18 protein-coding genes, 1 tRNA gene and 1 pseudogene are annotated in these 22,762 nt (G+C 59.8%); 13 read left to right on the forward strand and 7 right to left on the reverse strand.

The window, feature by feature from the left end; translation table 11 throughout:
* The first annotated feature begins 43 nt into the window (after positions 1 to 43).
* Positions 44 to 1,261: a 5-aminolevulinate synthase gene (gene hemA / locus ACP7E0_RS23170; protein WP_426128251.1), complete on the forward strand. Its 1,218-nt coding sequence runs from the start codon at positions 44 to 46 to the stop codon at positions 1,259 to 1,261.
* A gap of 97 nt (positions 1,262 to 1,358) precedes the next feature.
* Positions 1,359 to 2,477: a serine hydrolase domain-containing protein gene (locus tag ACP7E0_RS23175; protein ID WP_426128197.1), complete on the forward strand. Its 1,119-nt coding sequence runs from the start codon at positions 1,359 to 1,361 to the stop codon at positions 2,475 to 2,477.
* Positions 2,478 to 2,483: 6 nt separating this feature from the next.
* Here the strand turns inward: ACP7E0_RS23175 and dxr are convergent, their stop codons facing one another.
* Positions 2,484 to 3,677, reverse strand: coding sequence for a 1-deoxy-D-xylulose-5-phosphate reductoisomerase (gene dxr / locus ACP7E0_RS23180; RefSeq protein ID WP_426128199.1), 1,194 nt, complete (start codon positions 3,675 to 3,677; stop codon positions 2,484 to 2,486).
* 169 nt (positions 3,678 to 3,846) lie between these two features.
* Between dxr and ACP7E0_RS23185 the strand changes: the two genes are divergently transcribed.
* On the forward strand, positions 3,847 to 4,560 hold the full coding sequence (locus tag ACP7E0_RS23185; RefSeq protein ID WP_426128201.1) for an META domain-containing protein: 714 nt from the start codon (positions 3,847 to 3,849) through the stop codon (positions 4,558 to 4,560).
* A gap of 43 nt (positions 4,561 to 4,603) precedes the next feature.
* Here ACP7E0_RS23185 and ACP7E0_RS23190 read toward each other — a convergent pair.
* From ACP7E0_RS23190 to ACP7E0_RS23200, 3 genes and pseudogenes are all read right to left on the reverse strand, one after another.
* Positions 4,604 to 6,060, reverse strand: a pseudogene (locus tag ACP7E0_RS23190) (FAD/NAD(P)-binding protein).
* Positions 6,061 to 6,160: 100 nt separating this feature from the next.
* The gene (locus ACP7E0_RS23195; RefSeq protein WP_426128203.1) at positions 6,161 to 6,373 is read right to left on the reverse strand and encodes a hypothetical protein; all 213 of its coding nucleotides are present in this window, start codon (positions 6,371 to 6,373) and stop codon (positions 6,161 to 6,163) included.
* Positions 6,374 to 6,482: 109 nt separating this feature from the next.
* Positions 6,483 to 6,620: a hypothetical protein gene (locus ACP7E0_RS23200; RefSeq protein WP_426128205.1), complete on the reverse strand. Its 138-nt coding sequence runs from the start codon at positions 6,618 to 6,620 to the stop codon at positions 6,483 to 6,485.
* 200 nt (positions 6,621 to 6,820) lie between these two features.
* On the opposite strand from ACP7E0_RS23200, the gene ACP7E0_RS23205 reads away from it, so the two are divergent.
* From ACP7E0_RS23205 to ACP7E0_RS23215, 3 genes are all read left to right on the forward strand, one after another.
* On the forward strand, positions 6,821 to 8,554 hold the full coding sequence (locus tag ACP7E0_RS23205) for a cation:proton antiporter (protein ID WP_426128206.1): 1,734 nt from the start codon (positions 6,821 to 6,823) through the stop codon (positions 8,552 to 8,554).
* A 187-nt stretch (positions 8,555 to 8,741) separates the two neighbouring features.
* Positions 8,742 to 10,025, forward strand: a complete 1,284-nt coding sequence (locus ACP7E0_RS23210; RefSeq protein ID WP_426128207.1) for a cystathionine gamma-synthase family protein — start codon at positions 8,742 to 8,744, stop codon at positions 10,023 to 10,025.
* Positions 10,026 to 10,368: 343 nt separating this feature from the next.
* Positions 10,369 to 10,536, forward strand: a complete 168-nt coding sequence (locus tag ACP7E0_RS23215) for a hypothetical protein (protein WP_426128209.1) — start codon at positions 10,369 to 10,371, stop codon at positions 10,534 to 10,536.
* A gap of 134 nt (positions 10,537 to 10,670) precedes the next feature.
* Here the strand turns inward: ACP7E0_RS23215 and ACP7E0_RS23220 are convergent.
* Positions 10,671 to 10,747, reverse strand: a tRNA-Arg gene (locus ACP7E0_RS23220).
* 219 nt (positions 10,748 to 10,966) lie between these two features.
* On the opposite strand from ACP7E0_RS23220, the gene ACP7E0_RS23225 reads away from it, so the two are divergent.
* The 7 genes from ACP7E0_RS23225 (at position 10,967) to ACP7E0_RS23255 (ending at position 19,899) form a co-directional block, all read left to right on the forward strand.
* Positions 10,967 to 11,863 (forward strand): ROK family protein, encoded by an 897-nt coding sequence (locus ACP7E0_RS23225; RefSeq protein ID WP_426128210.1) that lies wholly within the window; start codon positions 10,967 to 10,969, stop codon positions 11,861 to 11,863.
* 20 nt (positions 11,864 to 11,883) lie between these two features.
* Positions 11,884 to 12,378, forward strand: coding sequence for a heme-degrading domain-containing protein (locus tag ACP7E0_RS23230; RefSeq protein WP_426128212.1), 495 nt, complete (start codon positions 11,884 to 11,886; stop codon positions 12,376 to 12,378).
* Between the two features lie 14 nt (positions 12,379 to 12,392).
* On the forward strand, positions 12,393 to 13,556 hold the full coding sequence (locus tag ACP7E0_RS23235) for an AGE family epimerase/isomerase (RefSeq protein ID WP_426128213.1): 1,164 nt from the start codon (positions 12,393 to 12,395) through the stop codon (positions 13,554 to 13,556).
* A gap of 163 nt (positions 13,557 to 13,719) precedes the next feature.
* Positions 13,720 to 17,493, forward strand: a complete 3,774-nt coding sequence (gene metH, locus ACP7E0_RS23240) for a methionine synthase (RefSeq protein WP_426128215.1) — start codon at positions 13,720 to 13,722, stop codon at positions 17,491 to 17,493.
* A 220-nt stretch (positions 17,494 to 17,713) separates the two neighbouring features.
* The gene (cml, locus tag ACP7E0_RS23245; protein WP_426128217.1) at positions 17,714 to 18,910 is read left to right on the forward strand and encodes a CmlA/FloR family chloramphenicol efflux MFS transporter; all 1,197 of its coding nucleotides are present in this window, start codon (positions 17,714 to 17,716) and stop codon (positions 18,908 to 18,910) included.
* 155 nt (positions 18,911 to 19,065) lie between these two features.
* Positions 19,066 to 19,284 (forward strand): hypothetical protein, encoded by a 219-nt coding sequence (locus ACP7E0_RS23250; RefSeq protein WP_113313808.1) that lies wholly within the window; start codon positions 19,066 to 19,068, stop codon positions 19,282 to 19,284.
* A gap of 126 nt (positions 19,285 to 19,410) precedes the next feature.
* The gene (locus ACP7E0_RS23255) at positions 19,411 to 19,899 is read left to right on the forward strand and encodes a BA14K family protein (protein WP_426128218.1); all 489 of its coding nucleotides are present in this window, start codon (positions 19,411 to 19,413) and stop codon (positions 19,897 to 19,899) included.
* 90 nt (positions 19,900 to 19,989) lie between these two features.
* On the opposite strand, the gene ACP7E0_RS23260 is transcribed toward ACP7E0_RS23255, so the two are convergent.
* Together ACP7E0_RS23260 and ACP7E0_RS23265 are read right to left on the reverse strand one after the other, a co-directional pair.
* Positions 19,990 to 21,468: an aldehyde dehydrogenase family protein gene (locus ACP7E0_RS23260; protein WP_426128220.1), complete on the reverse strand. Its 1,479-nt coding sequence runs from the start codon at positions 21,466 to 21,468 to the stop codon at positions 19,990 to 19,992.
* Positions 21,469 to 21,482: 14 nt separating this feature from the next.
* Positions 21,483 to 22,748 carry a glycosyltransferase gene (locus ACP7E0_RS23265; protein ID WP_426128222.1) on the reverse strand — a complete coding sequence of 422 codons (1,266 nt, stop codon included), beginning with the start codon at positions 22,746 to 22,748 and terminating at the stop codon, positions 21,483 to 21,485.
* Positions 22,749 to 22,762 lie beyond the last annotated feature (14 nt).

Here is a 22,762-nt window from a genome sequence, read left to right on the forward strand (position 1 = left end):
CCGCACTTTGGATCAAAAAGACGGCAAGGTTCTGGAGACAATGATGGATTTCGAGAGTTTCTTTAAAGGTGAGTTGGACGGCCTGCATCAGGAAGGCCGCTACCGCGTTTTTGCCGATCTGGAGCGCCAGAGCGGGCAATTCCCCAAGGCGACCCGTTACAATTCGGCCGGCGAGAAACAGGACGTCACCGTCTGGTGTTCCAACGACTATCTTGGCATGGGCCAGCACCCCAAAGTCACTGAGGCGATGAAGCTCGCCATCGACCAGTGTGGCGCGGGTGCGGGAGGCACCCGGAATATTTCGGGCACCAACCATTATCACGTTCTTCTGGAGCGCGAACTTGCCGACTTGCACGGCAAGGAATCGGCGCTGTTGTTTACCTCCGGCTACGTGTCCAATTGGGCAGCGCTCGGAACGCTCTGTTCGAAGATTCCCGGTGTGATCGTCTTTTCGGACGCCGGGAACCACGCATCGATGATCGAAGGCATCCGCTACTCCAAGTGCGAGCGGGTCATCTTCAAGCATAATTCGCTCGCCGACCTCGAAGCCAAGCTCCAGGCCGCCGATCCGCGTGCGCCAAAGATCATCGCGTTCGAATCGGTTTATTCGATGGACGGCGATATTTCGCCGATCAAGGAGATCTGTGATCTGGCCGACAAGTATGGCGCGATGACCTATCTCGATGAAGTGCACGCTGTCGGCATGTACGGCGCGCGCGGCGGTGGCATTGCCGAACGCGAAGGCCTGATGCACCGCCTGACCGTGATCGAAGGCACGCTCGGCAAGGCTTTTGGCGTGATGGGCGGCTATATTGCTGCGTCCACGGCGTTGTGCGATTTCATCCGCTCGTTTGCGTCCGGCTTCATCTTTACGACGGCGCTGCCGCCGGCGCTTGCTGCCGGTGCCGTTGCCTCGATCCGCCATCTCAAGGAAAGCCAGGTCGAACGCTTCGCCCATCAGGAACGCGTCCGCCGGCTGCGCAATCTGCTCGACAAGAACGGCATTCCACATCTCAACAATTCGAGCCATATCGTACCGGTGATCGTCGGCGATGCCTCTAAGTGCAAGTGGATCTCCGATCTCTTGCTCGACAATTGCGGCGTCTATGTCCAGCCGATCAACTATCCGACGGTGCCGAAGAAGACTGAACGCCTGCGCATCACCCCGACGCCGCTGCATTCGGATGCGGATATCGATCATCTGGTCGGCGCGCTGCACCAGCTCTGGTCGCGTTGCGCGCTGGCAAGGGCCGTCGCGTAAGGCAGCGGCTCATTGGCAAAGGCTTGAATTTACAATGCGGATTGTCGAAAGATGATCCGCATTTTTGCTTCTGGACAGTCTTTCGGGGGTTCTCCGCATGGGTATCGAGCACAGGCTCAATCAGGTGATCGACCGGTTTCTCGAAACCGGAAAAATCACCGGAACCGTGGTGCTCGCCTATCAGCATGGCCAACCGCTTTTTCGCCGGGCCGCAGGCTTTGCCGACCGGGAAGCGGGCAAGCCGGTTGAATTCGATACGATTTTCCGAATGGCCTCGCTGACCAAGCCGATCGTTGCGGCCACGGCGCTGGCGATGATCGATCGGGGCCTGATGGCACTGTCAGATCGGGTCGCCGGGCATCTGCCGTGGTTCCAGCCGAAGGCGCCGGATGGCGGGGCGGCGGATATCTCCATCCATCATCTGCTGACGCACACATCCGGTCTTGTTTACGACGTGGCGCTCGAGCATCTGCCTGACGACCAAGCCATCACCTGCGGACTGCTGGACACCGATCTCGATTACGAAGCCAATTTCGGCCGCCACAATGCCGTGCCGCTGGCTTTCCACCCAGGAGCCCAATGGGGTTACTCGTTCGCAACGGACATTCTGGGTGCCGTGATTGCTAAGGTTCATGGCGGGGCGCTGGAAGACGCCGTGGTGATATACATAGCCGGTCCGCTCGGGATGGCCGACAGCCGTTTTCATGTCACGGATGTTACCCGGCTCGCAGTTCCCTACGCCGATTCGTATCCGGCCGCAGTGCGGATGACTAATCCTTACTTCGCGCCGGGAGATGCTGACTGGACAATCGGCTTTTCACCTGCCCGGATATTCAATCCCAAGGCGTTTCAATCCGGTGGTGCCGGCATGGTGGGAATGGCCGATGATTTTCTGGTTTTCCTGGAAACATTGCGCACAGGCGGCGGTGCCGTTCTCAAGTCGGAAACGGTGCGTCTTGGCCTTTCCAACCGCATCGGTGCGCTGATTTCCGACCCCGGCTGCTCCTTCGGTTACTTCGGCGCGGTCGTTGATAACGCCATCGAAGCAGCTACGCCGCAGGCGGCGGGAACCGTTCGCTGGGGTGGTGTCTACGGTCATAACTGGTTCATTGATCCTGCCAGCGGGCTAACGGTGCTCAGCATGAGCAACAACGCCACGGAAGGTTGCTCCGGTGAATTTCCGGCCCGGATCGTCGAAGCGGTCTACGCGGCGTAGCTTTTCCTACGCAGCTGCCGCCTCACGTTCGACGATCGTTTTTGCAATGCGTCGGGCTTCTCCATCAACGGCAAAGACGTCATCCATGCTGAATGCCGCCGGTATCGCGATCATCGCATTCATGACGGTCTCGGTGATCTCGGCCATCTGCAGGAAGCCGACATGTCCGCTGATGAAGGCCTCCAGCGCCACTTCCTTGGCGCCATTCAGCACCGCGCTCTGCATGCCGCCGCGCTCCATCGCCAGCCGGGCGAGGCGCAGGGCCGGGAAGCGTTCTTCGTCCGGCGCCTCGAAATCGAGCCGTGAGAGTTTTGCAAAATCCAGCCGCTCGACATCGAGCGCCGGCCGTGCGGGGTGCGATAGCGCATAACCGATCGCCGTGCGCATATCCGGGCAGCCCAGCTGCGCCAGCACCGAGCCGTCGCTATAGCCGACCATCGAATGAATGACCGATTGCGGATGGACGATCACTTCGATCTGGTCCGGCCGCATGCCGAAGAGGTGCTTGGCCTCGATCATCTCGAGCGCCTTGTTGAACATTGACGCGCTGTCGATCGAAATCTTCAGGCCCATCGACCAGTTGGGGTGGGCGCGGGCCGTGGCGGCAGTGACGTCGCGCATCTCGGTCAGCGTCGATTGACGGAACGGGCCACCGGATGCGGTGAGAATGATGCGCTCGACGGCATGGCGCTGATGCTCTTCCAGCACCTGATAGATGGCATTGTGCTCGCTATCGACCGGCAGCAGCTTGCCGCCGCCGGCATGGACGGAGGCCACGAAGAGATCGCCGGCCGAAACCAGGCATTCCTTGTTGGCAAGCGCGATGTCGGCGCCGCGCCGTGCTGCAGCCAGTGTCGGGGCAAGGCCAGCCGTACCGACTATGGCTGCCATCACCCAGCTGGCGTCCCGCTGCGCCGCCTCGATCAGACCGCTGCGGCCAGCCGCGACTTCGATACCGGTGCCGGCCAGCGCTGCCTTGAGGTTTTCGTATTGGCCTTCATCGGCCGTGACGGCGAGTTCGGCGCCCGTTGCTTTTGCCTGTTCGGCCAGTAGCGCTATATTGCCGTTGCCGGTCAACGCGGTAATTTCGAACGCATCGCGTCCACCGAGCTGGCGGATAACGTCGAGCGTGTTGGTGCCGATCGAGCCCGTCGAGCCCAGAATGGTCAAGCGGCGTTTTTCAGATGCGCCGGAGGTCATGGCCAAGTCCCGTTGTTTTTGTTGTTTCACGGTAGGCTCTACAGGTGAAAGCGGATGCCAACAAGGGTAGCTTCGCTCCGGGTGGTGGCGATAGGGTCGCAGGTACTGCGAATCACCGCCCGTTTCTGATCGGGGTGGAACCCGCCGTTTGCGGGAAAGGATGTTCCTGATGCTGAAAATTGCGCTGTTTCTGTCCTGTTCCTGCGTGCTGATCGATGCCACGTCGGTCTCCACCGTTGCGGCCGAATCGGTGCCGAAAGCGCTGGTGGGGACATGGCTGGCAGAGGATATCGGCGGGCGTGGCGTCATCGATTATCTGCAGACGACGCTGGAGATCAACGATGATGGCACCTATTCCGGCTTTGCCGGCTGCAACAACTACACTGGCACCTTCGACCTGAAGGGCGCAGAGATCGTCTTCGGTCCGGCGGGCTCGACGCGCAAAATGTGCGTGCCGGCGGTGATGGATCAGGAGACGAAATTTTTCGAGGCCCTGAAGACCGGCCTGTCCTGGAAGATCGAAGAAACGAAGCTGGTGCTGGCGAAAGCCGATTCGACGACGGCCCTGCGGCTTGCTGCGCACACGGTGTCGTCAGATGTTCTCATCAATGTTCCCGGTGCCCGGACAATCGACCGGCAGGCGGTGCGGTACGACTGTGCCGGCAAATCCGTGGCTGCCGAATATATCAATGCCGGACCGGTCTCTTTGGTCACGCTGACCATCGGCAGCGAGTTCGTGATCGCCTCAAACGTGCTTTCGGGATCCGGTGCGAAATATGCGGGCGGGCAATATGTCTGGTGGACGAAGGGTGGCGAGGCGACGCTGATCGACACGATGAAGGGCGAGGACGGTCCCGGTATCGCCTGCTCGAAGGTGCCGTAAATCGTCTCTGCCGCCGAGGAGTATCGACGGCCAAATTTCCACGTCAGCTGGTGGCTAACGCACCCAGCTGCAGGCGGTCCGAGACGATGGAGGCAACAAACGCCGCATGTTCCGTCACCTGCGGCAGGCCCATCAATTCGCCAAATGTTCCGCGCGCCAGCGGACCTGCGATCAGCAGGGAGGGGCTCACGCCTGTCGATCCGATGGCTTCCGAGTTTCGCGTGCAGGAGAGCCCAAGCCCGGTCGGGTCGAGTTCGAGATAGCCGCTCTCCGACAGTTCGGCGAGAAACGGCTGGCTGGCGAGAATTCCTCCGTGGCCGGGGCCGGTGGTAACGACCACCGCGTCATAGGCTCTTTCGATGGGGACCGGATCGTGCCGCAGGCGAAGGGTACAGTGGACGTCCTCGTTTTCGAGGCGGGTGGACGCGATCGATCCGGCCAGAATTTCAAGGCGTCCCTTTGCTATCGCCTCGTCCAGCGCCGCCTCGACCTGCGGCGCGACGCGGAAGCGGTGGACATCCCAGTAAGGCCGCAAATGCCTGACGATCCGCTGTTGTTCCGCCAGCGGCAGCACCTTCCAGAGGCCTTGGCCCTGCGCACGCACCTGATCGATGACGGCGTGCCAGCTCACTCCCTCGGAAGCGGCCGTGCGAATGGCATTGCGAATGGTCTTCAAAAGCTGGCTGGCGGAGAGGGCTGGCTGTGTGAGGAAATCACCGGCCGGATCGTGCGGACAGGGCGCATGGCCGCGCGATCGCAGGCCACGGCGCGAGATCGCCGTGATCGGCCCATTGTGTCCTTGAGGGCGAGCGATGCGATCACATCTGCCGAGGTCAGGCCATTGCCGACGACCAACACCCGGTCGGATGGGCGAATTGCTTCCAGAGCGCCGGGTTTCGTCGGATCGGGCACGAAACGGGCGCGGCCCTTCAATACGGCCTGCAACGGTCCGGGCGCCACCGGCGGTGGATGGCTGGTTGCGATCACGACGATATCGGCCATCGTCCGGGCGCCATCATTGTCGATGATGCACCAGCGCTGTCCCTCGCGCAGCACATGGGCAACCGTGGTGCGGCGGTGCTGGACGGTTCCATGAGTAATAAGGGGTTGCAGCATGTCGTTGACATAATCACCGAAAACGCTGCGGCGGGGAAACAGAGCACCGTCGGGCTGCAGGGCGTCGTCATCACCGGCCGTTGCCGAATGCGCCGCGATCCAGTGGAGGAAATGCTCCGGTTGATCGGTGATGAGGCTCATGCGCGCGGCAGGCACGTTGATGCGATGGGCGGGTTCATTGGTATCGTAGGCAAGGCCCCTTCCAATGCCGTCACGCGGTTCGAAAACGACGATTTCAGGTATTGGTCCCTGTTTTGCCTGCGCCAAATAAAAGGCTGTCGCTGCACCGGATACGCCGCCGCCGATGATGGCGACCAGCGGCCGGACGGCCGGTTCTGTGCCTGCGGCAAACAGGCTCGTCGGGTTGACGATCAACTGGTTCATGACACCTCACCGTCAGGCCGTCTTTGATAGTCTATAGTTTTTATCAATATCATGCGGGGGTCAAGCCCACAAATCGGCTGACCTCAGTGCTGCCTGCCAATCAGGATTTTTCGTCGAGAGCCTGCAGCACCCGCCTAAGCAATTCCTCTTCATCCCGAACGCCGTGGCGATAGAGGGTCAGGACGAGTGCTGCGACCGGGTCATTGGCATCACTTTCGGGGGGAATTGCGCGTGCTGTCCTCGCCGCGTCGAAAACGCGTTGGCACAGCTGCACATGATTCGGGAGCATCGGCTCGTTGCGCCATTTCGTCATTCTTCGTCTCCTGCCCGCCTGCTTAGCGAACGATGATCGCGTTGCTTCGAGGGATACGATTGGCGAGTGATTGTGGCGGTTTTTTTACCGGCGCGCGGTTGGCCGGCTGTCACGTGGGCTCGGTAGCTGAGGCCGGGTCCAGCATCGGCACTGCGGCGTTTAAATCATTCTCGGCATATTTGATCACGAGAATGCTGAGAATTGAGCCGATGATCACAAAGACGACGGCGCGCATGACCATCTGCATATTATTTTTTCCTGTTTAGGTACCCCTGAAACGTGCGGATCGCCAGCTTGTTCCGAAAGGCAGGGACGGCGAGAGCATGGCGGCCATCCGGTAAAATCGCCATTTTCCGAATATGCCACTTTATCAAAGGGCTAAGGACGGCATACGATGGGAAAGGGACCGTCATGTTGACGAACGGCTTGGGCAGTTGGGAGTAGGGCGTGCATCAGGACATGGCTTTGGTAGCGACGGTGGCGATCGGCTTCGTGCTGGCAGCCGGTTTCGGCTATCTTGCTGACAGGCTCCGCCTGCCGCCTTTGGTCGGATATCTCGTTGCCGGCATTATGATGGGGCCGTTTACGCCAGGATTTACTGCAGATAGCGCGCTTGCGGCGCAATTGGCCGAAATCGGCGTCATTCTGCTGATGTTTGGCGTCGGCCTGCATTTCTCCGCCTCTGATCTCATTGCCGTGCGCGGTGTCGCCATTCCCGGTGCTATCGGCCAGATTGTTCTCGCGACGCTTCTCGGCATGGGCCTTTGTAGCCTTTGGGGCTGGAGCCTCGGCGCCGGGCTTGTTTTCGGTCTTTGCGTTTCCGTCGCCAGCACAGTGGTTCTGCTGAAAGCCCTGGAAGAGCGAAATCTTGTCAATTCGCCGAATGGCCGGGTGGCGATCGGCTGGTTGATTATCGAGGATTTGGCGATGGTCCTGACGCTCGTTCTTTTGCCGATCATCGCGCAGGTGCTGGGCGATCCTGGCGCCGATGCTGCACATCAGGCGAGTGCCAGCGGCACGTCTATTGTGCTCACCATCGTTTTGACATTGGTCAAGCTGGGTGCATTTGCGGTGCTGGCAATCGTGCTTGGGCCGCGGCTTGTTCCGTGGCTGCTGACACTGGTGGCGCGCACCGGTTCGCGCGAATTGTTCACGTTGACTGTGTTGGCTATCGCGCTCGGTATCGCCTTCGGCTCGGCAACCATCTTCGGCGTCTCCTTCGCGCTCGGGGCGTTTTTTGCCGGCGTCATCATGAGCGAATCGCATCTGAGCCACAGGGCCGCGGCGGATTCCTTGCCGCTGCAGAATGCCTTTTCCGTTCTGTTCTTCGTGTCCGTCGGCATGCTGTTCAATCCAATGGTGGTCTTCGAACAGCCGGTGGCGGTGCTTGCCACCGTGGCGTTGATCACGTTCGGGAAGTCGCTGATCGCCTTCGGCTTCGTGCTGCTTTTGCGCTACCCCGTATCGATGGCGTTGACCGTCGGCGCAAGCCTTGCGCAGATTGGCGAGTTTTCCTTCATCGTTGCAGGGCTTGGAGTGTCGCTGGGTCTCCTCTCGCAGGAAGGGCATGACCTCATTCTTGCTGGCGCTATCCTGTCGATCACTTTGAACCCGGCGATCTTCTGGGCTGCGGGCAAGTTGAAGATAGCAATGTCCGGCGCCATGCCCGGCTACGGCGAGCGGAAATTTGCAACGCTCAGCCATGCACTGGATGTCATCAAGGCGAAAGCCGAGGAACGAGAAAACCAGCAACAACTGAAGAAGCAGCAACTGCTCAGCATGTTTCCGCTTTTCTCGCAGGTCAACGACCATGCCCTTGAAGAGCTTCTACTGTTGTTCCGCCCAACGTCGGCCTCGCCGGGTGACAAAGTGATCCGGGTCGGCGAACGTGGCGATGCCATGTATTTCATTTCCGCCGGTGCGGCCGAGGTGCGGTTGCCGGGCAATGCCATTCTGCTGGAAGCTGGCTCGTTCTTCGGTGAAATGGCGCTTTTGAGCGGCGGGTTGCGAACCGCTGATGTCATCGCGGTGGATTTCTGCCAGTTTCTCAAGCTGGACCGGCGCGATTTCAATATTTTCATGACCCGGCATCCCCGGTTGCGGGCGGCAGTCAGCGATATGGCGCGCGAGAGAAAACGGATGAATGTGGCCCCGGATACGGGCTCGCCCGTTCCGGAGTGAAATTGCCGGATGCTGCCTGGGCCATGCAAGGGGCTCCTGTTTGAAAACGCCGGATGAGGCGAACGACCCGGCGGTGGCTTTCTCGCCAATCGCGCAACTTTTGGCCGAAAACGCATGCGGAATGGTAACAAGCGGTCGCCGGAATTGATGTAGACTACCGTTATCGCCTCAAAATCCGGAGATCGCCATGACTGCTCCACATCCTTCCAAGACTCATATCGGCAATCATAAACTGCATCCCGAGACACTGATGCTGAACTATGGCTATGATCCGGAACTCTCCGAAGGCGCGGTGAAGCCGCCGGTGTTCCTGACCTCCACCTTTGTCTTCAAGTCGGCCGAGGAAGGACGCGACTTCTTCGATTTCGTTTCCGGACGCCGCGAGCCGCCGGCAGGCACCGGCGCGGGACTCGTCTATTCCCGCTTTAATCACCCCAATAGTGAAATCGTGGAGGATCGTCTCGCCGTTTACGAGCGGACGGAAAGCTGCGTGCTGTTTTCCTCCGGCATGTCGGCGATTGCCACGACGCTGCTGGCCTTTGTGCGGCCGGGCGATGCGATCCTGCATTCGCAGCCGCTTTATGGCGGCACTGAAACGCTGCTGGCCAAGACTTTTCTCAATATGGGCGTTGCTGCGGTCGGATTTGCCGATGGTGTCAACGAGGCGTCCGTGCAGGCAGCGGCCGAGGAAGCCATGGCCAAGGGCCGGGTGTCGATGATCCTGATCGAAACGCCGGCCAACCCCACCAACAGCCTCGTGGATGTTGCGATGATCCGCAGAGTTGCCGATGCGATCGGCAGGAAACAGGGGCATACGCCGATCGTCGCTTGCGACAATACCCTGCTTGGGCCGGTCTTCCAGCGGCCGATCGAGCATGGCGCCGATATTTCGCTGTATTCGCTGACCAAATATGTCGGGGGCCATTCCGACCTGATAGCCGGTGCGGCTCTCGGCGCTAAAACGGTGATGAAGCAGGTCAAGGCGCTGCGCGGCGCCATCGGCACACAGCTCGATCCGCATTCCTGCTGGATGCTCGGCCGGTCTCTGGAGACATTGTCGATCCGCATGGAGAAGGCCAATAACAATGCGCTCGAAGTCGCCAATTTCCTGCGCGAGCATCCAAAGGTCGAGGGCATTCACTATCTGCCCTATCACGACCCGCAGTCGCCGCTCGGCAAGACGTTTGCTGCGCAATGCACCGGGGCGGGATCGACTTTCTCGTTCGACATCCGCGGCGGCCAGCCGGCTTCCTTCAAGTTTCTCAACGCGCTGCAAATCTTCAAGCTCGCCGTCAGTCTCGGCGGCACGGAATCGCTTGCCAGCCATCCGGCAACCATGACGCATTCCGGCGTGCCGCTGGAGGTTCGCCAACGGATCGGTGTGCTGGAATCGACCATCCGCCTGTCGATCGGTATTGAACATCCGGATGATCTGATCGCCGATCTGACGATCGCGCTGGATGCGGCCTGATATATTCGGCGATTTTTTCTTAATTTTCGCTTTGTCTTGAAATGGTTACATTCCCTTGCCATATTGCCTCCTTGGAATTCGTTTCCAGCGGTTGACCACGGATGTACTGGCAATCACTGTCGAGACGGGTCGGAGAGGTCGGGTTTTCACCCGGCCTTTTTCTTTGCCAGGACCTCTGTCCTGCACTCAATCGTAGTGTTCCTTTTTGGGACCGGCGTTTGCATTGGCCTTCATCATCTCGCCTTTCTGGAGAATGGCGCTACTTGCCATCGAAGATGATTTGGAGGAACAATGCAGTCAGGCCATCCGGCCGTCCGGCCAATCATCACGACAGGAGAACACTATGCCACTACGATTTCTGATGGCTGTTGCGGCATTGGCGCTTTTGGCCCTTTCGGGATGTGCAAGCACCGGCGGCGCCAACAACACGACCTATTCCCAGTACCAGGGATATGGTCCGGTGCCTGACTTCGGCGCATCCGAACCCGGTGGCGTGCGGGTCGGATACTGATACCGGGCGAAGCATTGCTTGTGCAGCTTGAGGCAGGTGGGACGAACGTCTTGCCTGCCCGGCTCTTATAGCTGAGGAACAAGACGTTCCACCAGTAGCGTATTTTCCGTAAAGTATCGCGGCAGGACAATAGGTGGTGATCCCAACTGGATTCGAACCAGTGGCCTCAAGATTAGGAATCTTGCGCTCTATCCTGCTGAGCTATGGGACCAGCCTGAAGAACCCTTACAAAAGGTGGGCGCGGAAGCCAAGTGTTTCCGGTGTGGTTTTTGGCGGTTTTCTGCGAACAGGCCTTTCTGATGTGCGTGACGCAGGCCGGGGCTGGCGCGGGACGGTTTTCCGATGTTAAGCAGGATGCGGCGAAACGGGGAGGAGACCCGGCCGTAACGGCGCCGTGTTTGGCAACGACACCCACAGAGTTTGATCCGGTATGTTCATTGGAATTGATTGGGGCGGCACGAAAATGGAAGTCATCGCGCTCGATCGCGATGGCGCAACGCGGGCAAGGCATCGTATCGCCACGCCAACCAGCGGCTACGACGCCTGCATCCGCGCCGTACAGGAGCTTGTCGCTGCCGCCGAGCAGACGGCCGGCGAAACGGGAACGATCGGCATCGGTATTCCCGGCAGCCCCAATCCGCGCACCGGGATCGTGCGCAATTCGAATGCGGTGCTTCTCAACGGCCAGCCGCTTGGACGCGATCTTGGCGCAGCACTCGGCCGCGAGGTCCGGCTTGCCAATGACGCCAATTGTCTGGCGATCTCGGAAGCCGTCGATGGTGCCGGCAAGGATGCGCATACGGTGTTCGGTGTTATCGTCGGGACGGGCCATGGCGGCGGGCTGGCGATCGGCAAACACGTGCATGCAGGCTATCAGGGCATTGCCGCCGAAATTGGCCATTACCCGCTGCCCTGGATGACTAGGCAAGAATATCCCGGCCATAAATGCTGGTGCGGCAAACATGGCTGCCTTGATATGTATGCCTGTGGCACCGGCGTGGAGCTCGATTATCGCCTGACCACGGGCGTTGAGCGGCGCGGCCGCGATATCATCGCCGACAAGCGCAATGGCGAGCCGGTGGCGACCGGCGTCTATGACCGCTTTGTCGACCGGCTCGCCCGCAGCCTGGCGCTTTTGACCAATATCGTCGATCCGGATGTCTTCGTGCTTGGCGGCGGCATGTCGAATGTCGATGAGATCTACGATGAATTGCCGGACCTGATCGTCAAATATATCTTCGGCGACAGTTTCGAAACGCCGATCCGCAAGGCGGTGCATGGTGACAGTTCCGGCGTGCGCGGTGCCGCATGGCTCTGGAAAGACTAAAAAACAAAAGGGAGAGCAGAATGAGTATCGACGCGGATCTGGAGCGGATTGCCCTTCAGGAAAAGGAACTGCAGTTCGACAGTTTCAGCCTGGAAACCGGCTGGGCGCTGGGATCGCTGCTGCGCGAGATGGCGGTGGAGCGCAAGCTCGGCGTCGTCATCGACGTGACGCTGTTTTCCATGCCCGTCTTTTACGCCGCGCTGGAGGGCTCGACGCCGGACAATCCGAGCTGGGTGCGCCGCAAACGCAATTGCGTTTTCCGCTTTCTGAAGAGCAGTTATGCCGTCGGCCTTTCGCTTGCCAAGCAAAGCACCGATATCACCACCAAGTTCGGTTTGCCGGACGCCGAGTTTGCACCGCATGGCGGCAGTTTCCCGATTGTCGTCAAGGGCACCGGCTGTATCGGCGCGGTTACCGTTTCGGGCTTGCCGCAGCGCAACGATCACATCATGGTCATCGAAGCGCTTGCCCAGATCCTCGGCAAGGATATCGCCGCGCTGAAGCTTGGCGAATGAGCCTGAACGGATAGATGACTATGGATATTGCCGGTTTTTCCGCGAAATTGAACGAATGGCTTTCCGAAAAGGCTTTGCCGCTCTGGCGGGAGAAGGGTTTTGATGCGGCCGGCGGCGGCTTTGTCGAGACGATCGACATGGCGGGGGAGCCGACGCGGGCCAACCGGCGTTCGCGCGTCCAACCACGCCAGGTCTATTGCTTTGCGGAAGCCGCGCGACGTGGCTGGTCCGGCGACTGGCAGACGCCTACTACCGATGGCCTTGCCTATTTCGATCGGGTCTATCTGCAGCCAAGCGGCTTCTATGGCGCGCTGGCGGATGCGGATGGCACTCTGATCGATGCGTCATTCGATCTCTACAATCAGGCCTTCGCGCTGTTGTCGTTTGCCTATCTGGCGCAGGTGTTTCCCGGTCGCAAGGAGGAGATGATCGATCGCAGCAATGCATTGCGCGACCGGCTCGAGGCCCGTTGCAAACATCCTTCGATGGGGTTTGAGGAGGACAATCCGCCGCGCCTGCCGCTCGGCTCCAACCCGCATATGCACCTGTTCGAGGCGTGCCTTGCCAGCGAGACCGTGGAGGGTTTCGATGCTGTTGCCTGGACCAATCTGGCCGATGAGATCGCCTTCCTCTGCATGGAACATTTCATCGACCGGGAAACCGGCGCGCTGCGCGAATTCTTCGATCACGACTGGGCACCGATATCAGGCGACCAGGGCCGCATCGTCGAGCCCGGCCATCAGTTCGAATGGGCCTGGCTTCTGTTGCGCTGGGCCGAGCGGCGCGGCAATGCCGATGGGCTGGTCAAAGCCCGGCGGCTGTTTGAAATCGGCGAGCAATATGGCATTGCCCAGCCGCGCGACGTGGCCGTCATGACGCTGTTCGACGATTTTTCGGTTGCCGATCCGATTGCCCGCCTGTGGCCGCAGACGGAATGGCTGAAGTCGGCAATCCGTTTCGCAGCACTGACGCAGGGCGAGGAGCGTGAGCGTTACCTGCGATCGGCCGTTCGCGCCGCAACCGCATTGCAGAGCTTTCTCGATACGCCGATCGAGGGCCTTTGGCGGGACAAACAGAAGGCTGACGGGTCCTTCGTCAACGAACCGGCGCCGGCCAGCAGCTTTTACCATATCCTATGCGCCATCTATGAATTGGACGACTGCCTGAAGCGGTTGTAAGTCGAGATATCTGCTCACTTTTTTCAAACGGCCCGCCTCGAATAGAGGCGGGCCGCTTTGTTTTCAAGGTGTTCAAATAATGAAGTCATATATTGACATAAAGATATCTTTATGTGATCTCTGATTTCCAATTTATTGTCGTTTTCAGAACGGGAGATTTCCCATGTACGCCATTGATGCACTTTTCGGTGCCGTTTTACCCAAGCCGGATGGGTCCGAAGTGATGGCCGCGCTGAAGGCGGCGGCTCGCCAACGCATCCTGATCATGGATGGCGCGATGGGCACGGAAATCCAGCAGCTTGGCCTTGGCGAAGACCACTTTCGCGGCGACCGCTTCGGTGCCTGTGAATGTCATCTGCAGGGCAACAACGACCTTCTGACGCTGACCCAGCCGGGCGCGATCGAGGAAATCCACTATAACTACGCCATCGCCGGCGCCGATATTCTCGAGACCAACACGTTTTCCTCGACTTCGATTGCCCAGGCCGACTACGGCATGGAGGCGATGGTCTATGAACTCAACCGTGATGGCGCGCGCCTTGCGCGCCGCGCCGGATTGCGGGCGCAAAAGGTCGATGGCAAGCGCCGCTTCGTTGCGGGCGCCTTGGGACCAACCAACCGCACGGCTTCGATCTCGCCGGACGTCAATAATCCCGGATATCGTGCCGTCTCCTTCGACGATCTGCGCATCGCCTATACCGAGCAGTTGCGCGGCCTCATCGACGGCGGCACCGATATCATTCTGATCGAAACCATCTTCGATACGCTGAACGCCAAGGCGGCGATCTTTGCGACCGAGGAAGTGTTCATCGAGATGGGGGTCCGCCTGCCGGTGATGATCTCCGGCACAATCACCGATTTGTCCGGCCGCACGCTGTCGGGCCAGACGCCGACCGCCTTCTGGCATTCGGTGCGCCATGCCGATCCCTTCACCATTGGCCTCAACTGCGCGCTCGGTGCCAACGCCATGCGCGCCCATCTCGCTGAAATCTCCAGTGTTGCCGACACATTCGTCTGCGCCTATCCGAATGCCGGCCTGCCCAACGAGTTTGGCCAGTATGATGAAACGCCGGACGAAATGGCCGCTCAGATCGAAGGCTTTGCCCGCGAAGGCCTGGTCAATATCGTCGGCGGTTGCTGCGGTTCGACGCCGGCCCACATCAAGGCTATCGCTCAGGCTGTTGCAAAACATGCGCCCCGCGAAATTCCCGACGTACCGCGGCTGATGAAGCTGTCCGGCCTGGAGCCTTTTACGCTGACCAAGGACATCCCCTTCGTCAATGTCGGCGAGCGCACCAACGTCACGGGTTCCGCGAAGTTCCGCAAGCTGATCACAGCCGGTGATTACGCGGCGGCACTCGATGTCGCGCGGGACCAGGTGGCCAACGGCGCCCAGATTATCGACATCAACATGGACGAAGGCCTGATCGATTCGAAGCAGGCTATGGTCGAGTTCCTCAACCTGATCGCCGCAGAGCCGGACATCGCCCGCGTTCCGGTGATGATCGACAGTTCGAAATGGGAGATCATCGAGGCGGGTCTGAAATGCGTTCAGGGCAAGCCGCTGGTCAATTCAATCTCGATGAAGGAAGGCGAGGAAGCCTTTTTGCATCACGCAAGGCTTTGCCGCGCCTATGGCGCCGCCGTCGTCGTCATGGCGTTCGACGAACAGGGGCAGGCGGATACGCAGGCCCGCAAGGTCGAAATCTGCACCCGCGCCTATAAGCTTTTGACCGAACAGGCCAACTTTGCGCCGGAAGACATCGTCTTTGACCCGAACGTCTTTGCGGTGGCCACCGGTATCGAGGAACATAACAATTACGGCGTCGATTTCATCGAAGCGACGCGCGAGATCATCGACACCCTGCCGCATGTGCATATTTCCGGCGGCGTCTCCAACCTGTCCTTCTCCTTCCGCGGCAACGAGCCGGTGCGCGAGGCAATGCATGCCGTGTTCCTCTACCACGCCATCCAGGCGGGCATGGATATGGGCATCGTCAATGCCGGTCAGCTGGTGGTCTATGATCAGATCGAGCCAGAGCTGAAGGAAGCCTGCGAGGACGTGGTTCTCAATCGCCGCGCCGATTCGACCGAGCGCATGCTGGAACTGGCCGAACGCTTCAAGGGTACCGCCGGTAAGGAAGCCAAGGAACGGGACCTGAAATGGCGCGAATGGGCTGTCGAAAAGCGGCTTGAACATGCGCTGGTCAACGGTATCACCGAGTTCATCGAGGCCGATACCGAGGAAGCCCGCCAGAATGCGGAGCGGCCCCTGCACGTTATCGAAGGCCCGTTGATGGCCGGGATGAATGTCGTCGGGGATCTCTTCGGCGCCGGCAAGATGTTCCTGCCGCAGGTGGTGAAGTCTGCCCGCGTGATGAAGCAGGCGGTTGCTATTCTGCTGCCCTACATGGAAGCCGAACGGCTGGCGGGTGGTGGCCTTGGCGAGCGCAAGAGCGCCGGCAAGGTGTTGATGGCGACGGTGAAGGGCGATGTTCACGATATCGGCAAGAATATCGTCGGCGTGGTTCTGGCCTGCAACGACTACGAAATCATCGATCTCGGCGTCATGGTGCCCTCGGCCAGGATCCTTGAGGTCGCCCGCGAAAAGAATGTCGATATCATCGGTCTTTCCGGTCTGATCACGCCATCACTGGATGAGATGGCACATGTGGCGGCCGAAATGGAGCGCGAAGGGTTCAATATTCCGCTGTTGATCGGCGGCGCGACGACCAGCCGTGTCCATACTGCGGTCAAGATCCATCCGCGCTACAACCAGGGCCAGGCGATCTACGTCACCGACGCCAGCCGTGCCGTCGGAGTGGTCTCCAGCCTGCTGTCGCCGGAGATGAAGGGCGGCTACATCGACACCGTCCGGGCCGAATACAAGAAAGTCGCGGACGCACATGCCCGCAACGAACTGGAAAAGCAGCGCCTGCCGCTCGCCAAAGCCCGTGCCAATGCCCAAAAAGTCGATTGGGACGCCTACCAGCCGAAGACGCCGTCTTTCCTCGGCACGCGGGTTTTCCAGAATTGGGATCTTGCGGAGCTGGCTGAATATATCGACTGGACCCCGTTCTTCCAGACTTGGGAGATGAAGGGTGTCTACCCGAAAATCCTTGACGACGAGCGCCAGGGCGAGGCCGCGCGCGCGCTGTTTGCCGACGCGCAGGCGATGCTCGCCAAGGTGATCGCGGAAAAATGGTTTGCGCCGAAGGCCGTCGTCGGCTTCTGGCCGGCCGGCGTGGTCGGTGACGATATCCGCCTGTTCACCGACGAAACCCGGGCAACCGAACGCGCCGCCTTCTTCACGCTGCGCCAGCAGATGGCCAAACGCGATGGCCGCCCGAATGTAGCCTTGTCGGATTTCGTCGCCCCGGTTGATAGCGGCAAGCAGGATTATCTCGGCGGCTTCGTTGTCACCGCCGGTATCGAGGAAGTGGCGATTGCCGAACGCTTCGAGCGGGCCAATGACGACTATTCGTCGATCATGGTGAAAGCCTTGGCCGACCGTTTTGCCGAAGCCTTTGCCGAGCGCATGCACGAATATGTCCGCAAGGAACTCTGGGGCTACGCAGCCGATGAAACCTTCGCACCGGGCGAACTGGCCGGCGAACCCTATGCCGGCATCCGTCCGGCGCCCGGCTATCCGGCGCAGCCGGATCATACCGAAAAAGCTACGTTGTTCAATCTGCTGAAGGCCGAAGAGGAAATCGGTGTGACCCTGACGGAAAGCTTCGCCATGTGGCCGGGCTCCTCCGTCTCAGGCATCTATATCGGTCACCCGGACGCCTACTATTTCGGCGTCGCCAAGGTCGAGCGCGACCAGGTCGAGGACTATGCCGCACGCAAGGACATGGCCGTTACCGAGGTTGAGCGCTGGCTGGGACCGATATTGAACTATGTACCGGTCCCGAGGGCGGAAGCGGCGGAGTAGCGCGCCTTTCGCGGCAACATTGTTTGCACGCTCCGATTTTGATATAGGGGCGTTCATCGAATTTCGGATATTGGAGCATCGGCATGGGGACTGCAAAATCCGCAGATAAGTAAGCCGCAACAACCTTTTCATGTTGTTGCGGCGTTCTGTCGATCCAATCCCCAGCTCAAGCTGACAGGCAGACGCCGCCAAATGTACTCATTTGAGCGGATGTTTTTCCATGCCTACTAATTCCCGTGTCTGGGCCTATTCCCTGCCAGCAACACTGCTGCTGCTGGCCCCATTCGATATCCTCGCCTCTCTGGCGATGGACATCTATCTTCCGGTCGTTCCTGCCATGCCCGGGATTCTCAACACCAGCCCGGCGGTCATTCAGCTGACCCTGAGCCTTTACATGGTCATGCTCGGTCTTGGGCAGATCGTGTTCGGGCCGCTCTCCGATCGCATCGGCAGGCGCCCGGTGTTGATCGGTGGCGCGCTGCTGTTTGCTGTCGCGTCGTTCTGCCTCGCCGCATCATTGACGGCAACCCTGTTCATCGTTTTCCGGTTCCTACAGGCAGCCGGTGCGTCCGCAGCGCTGGTGGCCACGTTTGCGACCGTTCGCGATGTCTATGCAGACCGTCCGGAAAGCGCTGTAATCTATAGCCTTTTCAGCGCCATGCTGTCCTTCGTGCCGGCTCTTGGCCCGATTGCGGGTGCCTTGATCGCCAATGGATTGGGCTGGCGCGCGATCTTCGCCGCTCTTGGCGCCGTCACGATTTTAGCACTCGTCAATGCTGCGTTTCGATGGCATGAAACGCGGCCGGCAGTTGCGGCAAACTCGCGCCGTTCGATTCTGCCAATTTTCAAGAGCTTTGCGTTCTGGACCTATACGCTCGGATTCAGCGCGGCGATGGGCACGTTCTTCGTGTTCTTCTCGACCGCCCCCCGCGTCCTGATCGATGGTGCGGGTTTCTCGGAGGTGACGTTCAGTCTGGCTTTCGCAACCGCGGCGGGCGCGATGATTATCATCACGCGCTTGGCCCGGGCATTCGTGGAGAAATGGGGTATTCGCGGCAGCCTCGCCAGAGGAATGGGAATGCTGCTGCTGGGTGCTCTCCTGCTGAGCATCGGCCAAATCTGCGGTTCTGCTTCTTTCCTCACCTTCATCGTGCCGATGTGGGTGATGGCGATCGGCATCGTCTTTGCTGTTTCCGTCACTGCCAACGGAGCGTTGAAGGGCTTTGACGATATCGCCGGATCGGCGGTCGCCTTCCATTTCTGTATCCAGAGCCTGATCGTCGGCGTTGTCGGGACGCTGGTGGTCGTCACTTTACCCGGCGATACGGCATGGCCACTCGTCGCCTATTCCTCGTTTATGGCGCTGATTGTGTTGGCTGCGCTGGCATTGCTTCGCCGCCAGCAAAGAACGGCCTAATTGACTGGGGCAGGTCGGCATCTGCTGTCCTGCCCGGTTCCCGATGTTTGGATTGAGAAAGGCGCACAGGTTGATGTATTGAACCAATCTGTATTCGTCGTCGCGACAAGGATCGAATGCCGCCTCGACATGGCGAGAAGGAGCCTGCCACATTCATGGCCGAAAACAAGCTCGATACGATTGCCCTTCTCAAGGCGATTGCCGATAGCCCGAAGCGTGACAACAGTGCCTATCACCGGGCAATGGCGGAGGCGCGCCAGGCTTTCGAAGATGCGGAGATTGCGCTTGGTGGACCAGTGCGGGTGCGGACCAAAACCAAGCTGAAGCGTAGCGGCGAGTTTACGGTCAAATGGACATTTAAGCGCATATCCTGAATAATGGCTCTGAAAGGGTGCTGATCGTGTGCGGCATGATCACAGGATGATTATTTTTATTCGACCAGGGCACAAAACTGTCGGTTGAAGCGTTTCATAGGTTGAAAGGTAAAAATGGTGACTCACATGAAAATGTTTGCAATCATCGGTCTGTCGCTGGCCACGGCCTTTTCTAGCGTTGTGCCGGCCCAGGCATTCCCATCCATTGAACGGCCGAGACCTCAAGTTTCGGATGTTCAACAGGTCGAATCATACCGCAGTTCCTGGGGTATTGGCCGCTATGGCGGCAACCGTGGCCCTTACATCAGGCGCCACTATCGCAACGGTGGCTATCGCAATGGCGGCGGCTATCGCAACGGCGGTTACTATAACCATCGACGCTACGACCGTGGCTATGACGACAACTTCGGCGCGGCGTTTGGCGGCCTGGCTGCAGGCGCGATCATCGGTGGGCTCTTAGCGCAGCCCAGATATTACGGCGGTGAGCGCCGCTATTATCGCACCGGCGGTTCGCATGCCGATTGGTGCTATGCGCGATATCGCTCGTACAGGGCCTATGACAACACATTCCAGCCGTATAATGGTCGCCGCCGTCAGTGCATTTCGCCTTACTGACGTCAGTTGCCGATGCTGCTAAATCGTAAAGGGCAGGACAGGGTGTCCTGCCCGAGTTGATGGGTAGCCCTTTTTTCCGGCGCACGCGCTTTACTGTTTGATATACCATCCCCACGGTTCGTCGCTGTTGAAACGGGTGATCTGCTTGGTTTCCAGATAGTTCGACAGTCCCCAATGGCCGAGTTCGCGGCCGATGCCGGATTGCTTGTAGCCACCCCAGGGGGCTTCGACGAAAGTCGGCTGCGAGCAATTGACCCAAACGATGCCGGCACGAAAGGCCTCCGCGACACGTTCGGCGCGGATCACGTCCTTCGACATCACGGCGGCGGCAAGGCCGAAGCGGCTGTCATTGGCCATACGGATCGCATCGTCCTCGTCTTTGAACGGCTTGACGCAGACGACCGGACCGAAAATCTCTTCTTTCCAGACGTAGCTGTCCTCACTCATATCGGTCAGTACGGTCGGTTCAAGGAAATAACCGCTGTTGAGGCCCGCCGGGCGGGAGCCGCCATAGGCGACCGTGGCCCCATCGATGCGGGCGCGGTCTATTGCTGAGGTGATCTTGTCATACTGGCCCTTCGAGACGATCGGCCCAAGCAGCGTTCCTTCGTCCATGCCGTTGCCGATCTTGATCTTGGCCGCTTCCTCGCACAGGCGTGAAACAATCGCGTCATAGATCCCCGCTTCGACCAGCACGCGCGAGGTTGCCGAACAGACCTGGCCCTGATTCCAGAAGATGCCGAACATGATCCATTCGACGGCTTTTTCGATATCGCTATCGGCGAAGATGACGAAGGGCGATTTGCCGCCGAGTTCGAGGCTGACGGTCTTGATATCCTGCGCGCCGGCCATCATCACCTTGCGGCCGGTGGAGACCGAGCCGGTGAAGGCGAGTTTATCGACCAGCGGATGTTCGGTCAGCGGTTCGCCGGCTTGCATGCCGGTGCCGGAGACGATGTTGAGCACGCCCGCGGGAAGATCGACTTCTTCGGCGATAACGCCGAGTTCGAGCGCGGTGAGTGGTGTCAGTTCCGATGGCTTGAGGACCATGGTGCAGCCGGCGGCGAGTGCGGGTGCGACTTTCCAGGAGACCATCAACAGCGGATAGTTCCATGGTGTGATGGCGCCGACGACCCCAAGCGGTTCGCGCACTACCCGCGAGGAGAAGCGCGGTTCACTGAGCGGGATGGTCTCTTCCGGGTGGTGATCGAGTTCTTCTGCCAGAGTGGCATAATAGTTGAAACAGCCGGCGACATCGTCGATGTCCCAAAGCGCTTCCGGCAGCGGCTTGCCGTTGTCGGCGACTTCGAGCCTGGCGAGGAAGTCGCGTTTCTCGGTCACTTTCGCGGCAATGGCGCGCAGATAGACGGCGCGCTCGGTGCCGGTGAATTTCGACCAGGGGCCGGAATCGAAGGCGTAGCGGGCAGCTTTGACAGCCTTGTCGATATCGCCGCTGGTGCCGGCCGGGACCTTGTGAATGACCTGTTCGGTGGCGGGGTCGATAACATCCAGCGTGCCACCCTTCTCAGGCCTTACCCACGCACCGTCGATGTAAAGCCTGTCCTGCATGTCGCCGTCCTTCTTTAAATCAGCTCAAGTATCGCCTTGGCAGCCGCTGTCACGCCGGCAGCCTTTTTCATCGTCGCGGAATTGGCAGCAAGTGTATCGTGCAGCGTGGAATTGTCGAGAAGGCCGGTAATCGCCTCCGCCAGTTCGCCGCCGGTCCAGCGATAGCGGTCCAGCTTGCGTCCAACACCAGCATCTTCAGCGCGCCGGGCATTGTCATGGCCATCCCAGCAGAACGGCATGACCAGCGACGGCACGCCGAAATAGAGCGATTCGCAAAAGCTGTTATTGCCGCCATGATGGATGAACAGGCTCGACTGCTCGACGACCGAAGGCTGCGGAAACCAGCTTTCGAGGAAGACGTTGTCGGGGATGCGGCTGTACTCGTCACGCCACGGTCCGACATTGACGATGAAGCGGTAGGGCAGGGTTTCGAAGACGCCGATCATCCGCTTGATCATCGACACGTCCATGGCGCCAAGGCTGCCGAAACTCGCCAGCACCAGCGGCGCATCCTGATTCGAGGCGAAATGCGGCAGCGTATAGGGTGCTTCCTGCCGGACGCAGCCGTCGAGATAGACGAATTGTTTCGGATCGAGCGGGTTATCGCGCTCGAAGCGCACGGCGTCCGGCGAGAGAAGCAGATTGAGGTACGGCGAGTTTTCCAGGAACTCGCTTGGCGGCAGCGGGTTGAGGCCGCATTCCGCGAGAAACGCATTCATGCGTTTCTGCGCCGGCGCCACCGCCTTGGCATAGGCGCGTGCAAACGCCGACCAATCTGCGCCGGGCTTGCCGCCGCAGCCGGAGAGATAGGGTGGAACCTGCGGATCGGGCAGCTCCGTCTCGGCGCACGAGACAACCCGGACCCATGGCACACCGGCATTGGCGATCGCTGGAAACATCACCACGTTGTCGAGCACGATGGCCGCCGGTTTCAACTGCGCTAGCAACTGGCGAAGCGGCTCTTCCGCTGCAATGGCCGTATCGACGATCGCCTCCCAGGTGGGGGAGACATAGCTCTTCACCTGCTCCAGCGGCGACTGGCGAAAGGCGTCCTGGTGCCGGTTGATGAAGTCGGTCCAGTCGGTCTGGCTCTCCGTTCCGGCTGACTGCAGCAAATATTCCGGAAAACCATATTCACTAAAGACGCCGCGAAAGCCGGGATGACAGATGAACACCGGGCGGGCACCTAGCCGGCGCAGTTCCTGGGCGATGCCGACACAGTTGAGGGCTGCGCCGTAGCTGGCTTCCGGGAAAAAGGCGATCATCTTGGGCTGGCTCATGCGTGCACCAAATA

This window comes from Pararhizobium sp. PWRC1-1 (assembly GCF_049897905.1).
Taxonomy (GTDB): Bacteria; Pseudomonadota; Alphaproteobacteria; order Rhizobiales; family Rhizobiaceae; genus Pararhizobium.

What these genes read in the sequence shown, in the direction of transcription:
- cml (WP_426128217.1), top strand. Translation starts at nt 17,714, where the DNA reads ATGCCTACTAATTCCCGTGTCTGGGCCTATTCCCTGCCAGCAACACTG.
- ACP7E0_RS23175 (WP_426128197.1), top strand. Translation starts at nt 1,359, where the DNA reads ATGGGTATCGAGCACAGGCTCAATCAGGTGATCGACCGGTTTCTCGAA.
- ACP7E0_RS23195 (WP_426128203.1), bottom strand. Translation starts at nt 6,373, where the DNA reads ATGACGAAATGGCGCAACGAGCCGATGCTCCCGAATCATGTGCAGCTG.
- ACP7E0_RS23185 (WP_426128201.1), top strand. Translation starts at nt 3,847, where the DNA reads ATGCTGAAAATTGCGCTGTTTCTGTCCTGTTCCTGCGTGCTGATCGAT.
- ACP7E0_RS23230 (WP_426128212.1), top strand. Translation starts at nt 11,884, where the DNA reads ATGAGTATCGACGCGGATCTGGAGCGGATTGCCCTTCAGGAAAAGGAA.
- ACP7E0_RS23260 (WP_426128220.1), bottom strand. Translation starts at nt 21,468, where the DNA reads ATGCAGGACAGGCTTTACATCGACGGTGCGTGGGTAAGGCCTGAGAAG.
- hemA (WP_426128251.1), top strand. Translation starts at nt 44, where the DNA reads ATGGATTTCGAGAGTTTCTTTAAAGGTGAGTTGGACGGCCTGCATCAG.
- ACP7E0_RS23235 (WP_426128213.1), top strand. Translation starts at nt 12,393, where the DNA reads ATGACTATGGATATTGCCGGTTTTTCCGCGAAATTGAACGAATGGCTT.
- ACP7E0_RS23250 (WP_113313808.1), top strand. Translation starts at nt 19,066, where the DNA reads ATGGCCGAAAACAAGCTCGATACGATTGCCCTTCTCAAGGCGATTGCC.
- ACP7E0_RS23225 (WP_426128210.1), top strand. Translation starts at nt 10,967, where the DNA reads ATGTTCATTGGAATTGATTGGGGCGGCACGAAAATGGAAGTCATCGCG.
- dxr (WP_426128199.1), bottom strand. Translation starts at nt 3,677, where the DNA reads ATGACCTCCGGCGCATCTGAAAAACGCCGCTTGACCATTCTGGGCTCG.
- ACP7E0_RS23210 (WP_426128207.1), top strand. Translation starts at nt 8,742, where the DNA reads ATGACTGCTCCACATCCTTCCAAGACTCATATCGGCAATCATAAACTG.
- metH (WP_426128215.1), top strand. Translation starts at nt 13,720, where the DNA reads ATGTACGCCATTGATGCACTTTTCGGTGCCGTTTTACCCAAGCCGGAT.
- ACP7E0_RS23265 (WP_426128222.1), bottom strand. Translation starts at nt 22,748, where the DNA reads ATGAGCCAGCCCAAGATGATCGCCTTTTTCCCGGAAGCCAGCTACGGC.
- ACP7E0_RS23255 (WP_426128218.1), top strand. Translation starts at nt 19,411, where the DNA reads ATGAAAATGTTTGCAATCATCGGTCTGTCGCTGGCCACGGCCTTTTCT.
- ACP7E0_RS23200 (WP_426128205.1), bottom strand. Translation starts at nt 6,620, where the DNA reads ATGCAGATGGTCATGCGCGCCGTCGTCTTTGTGATCATCGGCTCAATT.
- ACP7E0_RS23215 (WP_426128209.1), top strand. Translation starts at nt 10,369, where the DNA reads ATGCCACTACGATTTCTGATGGCTGTTGCGGCATTGGCGCTTTTGGCC.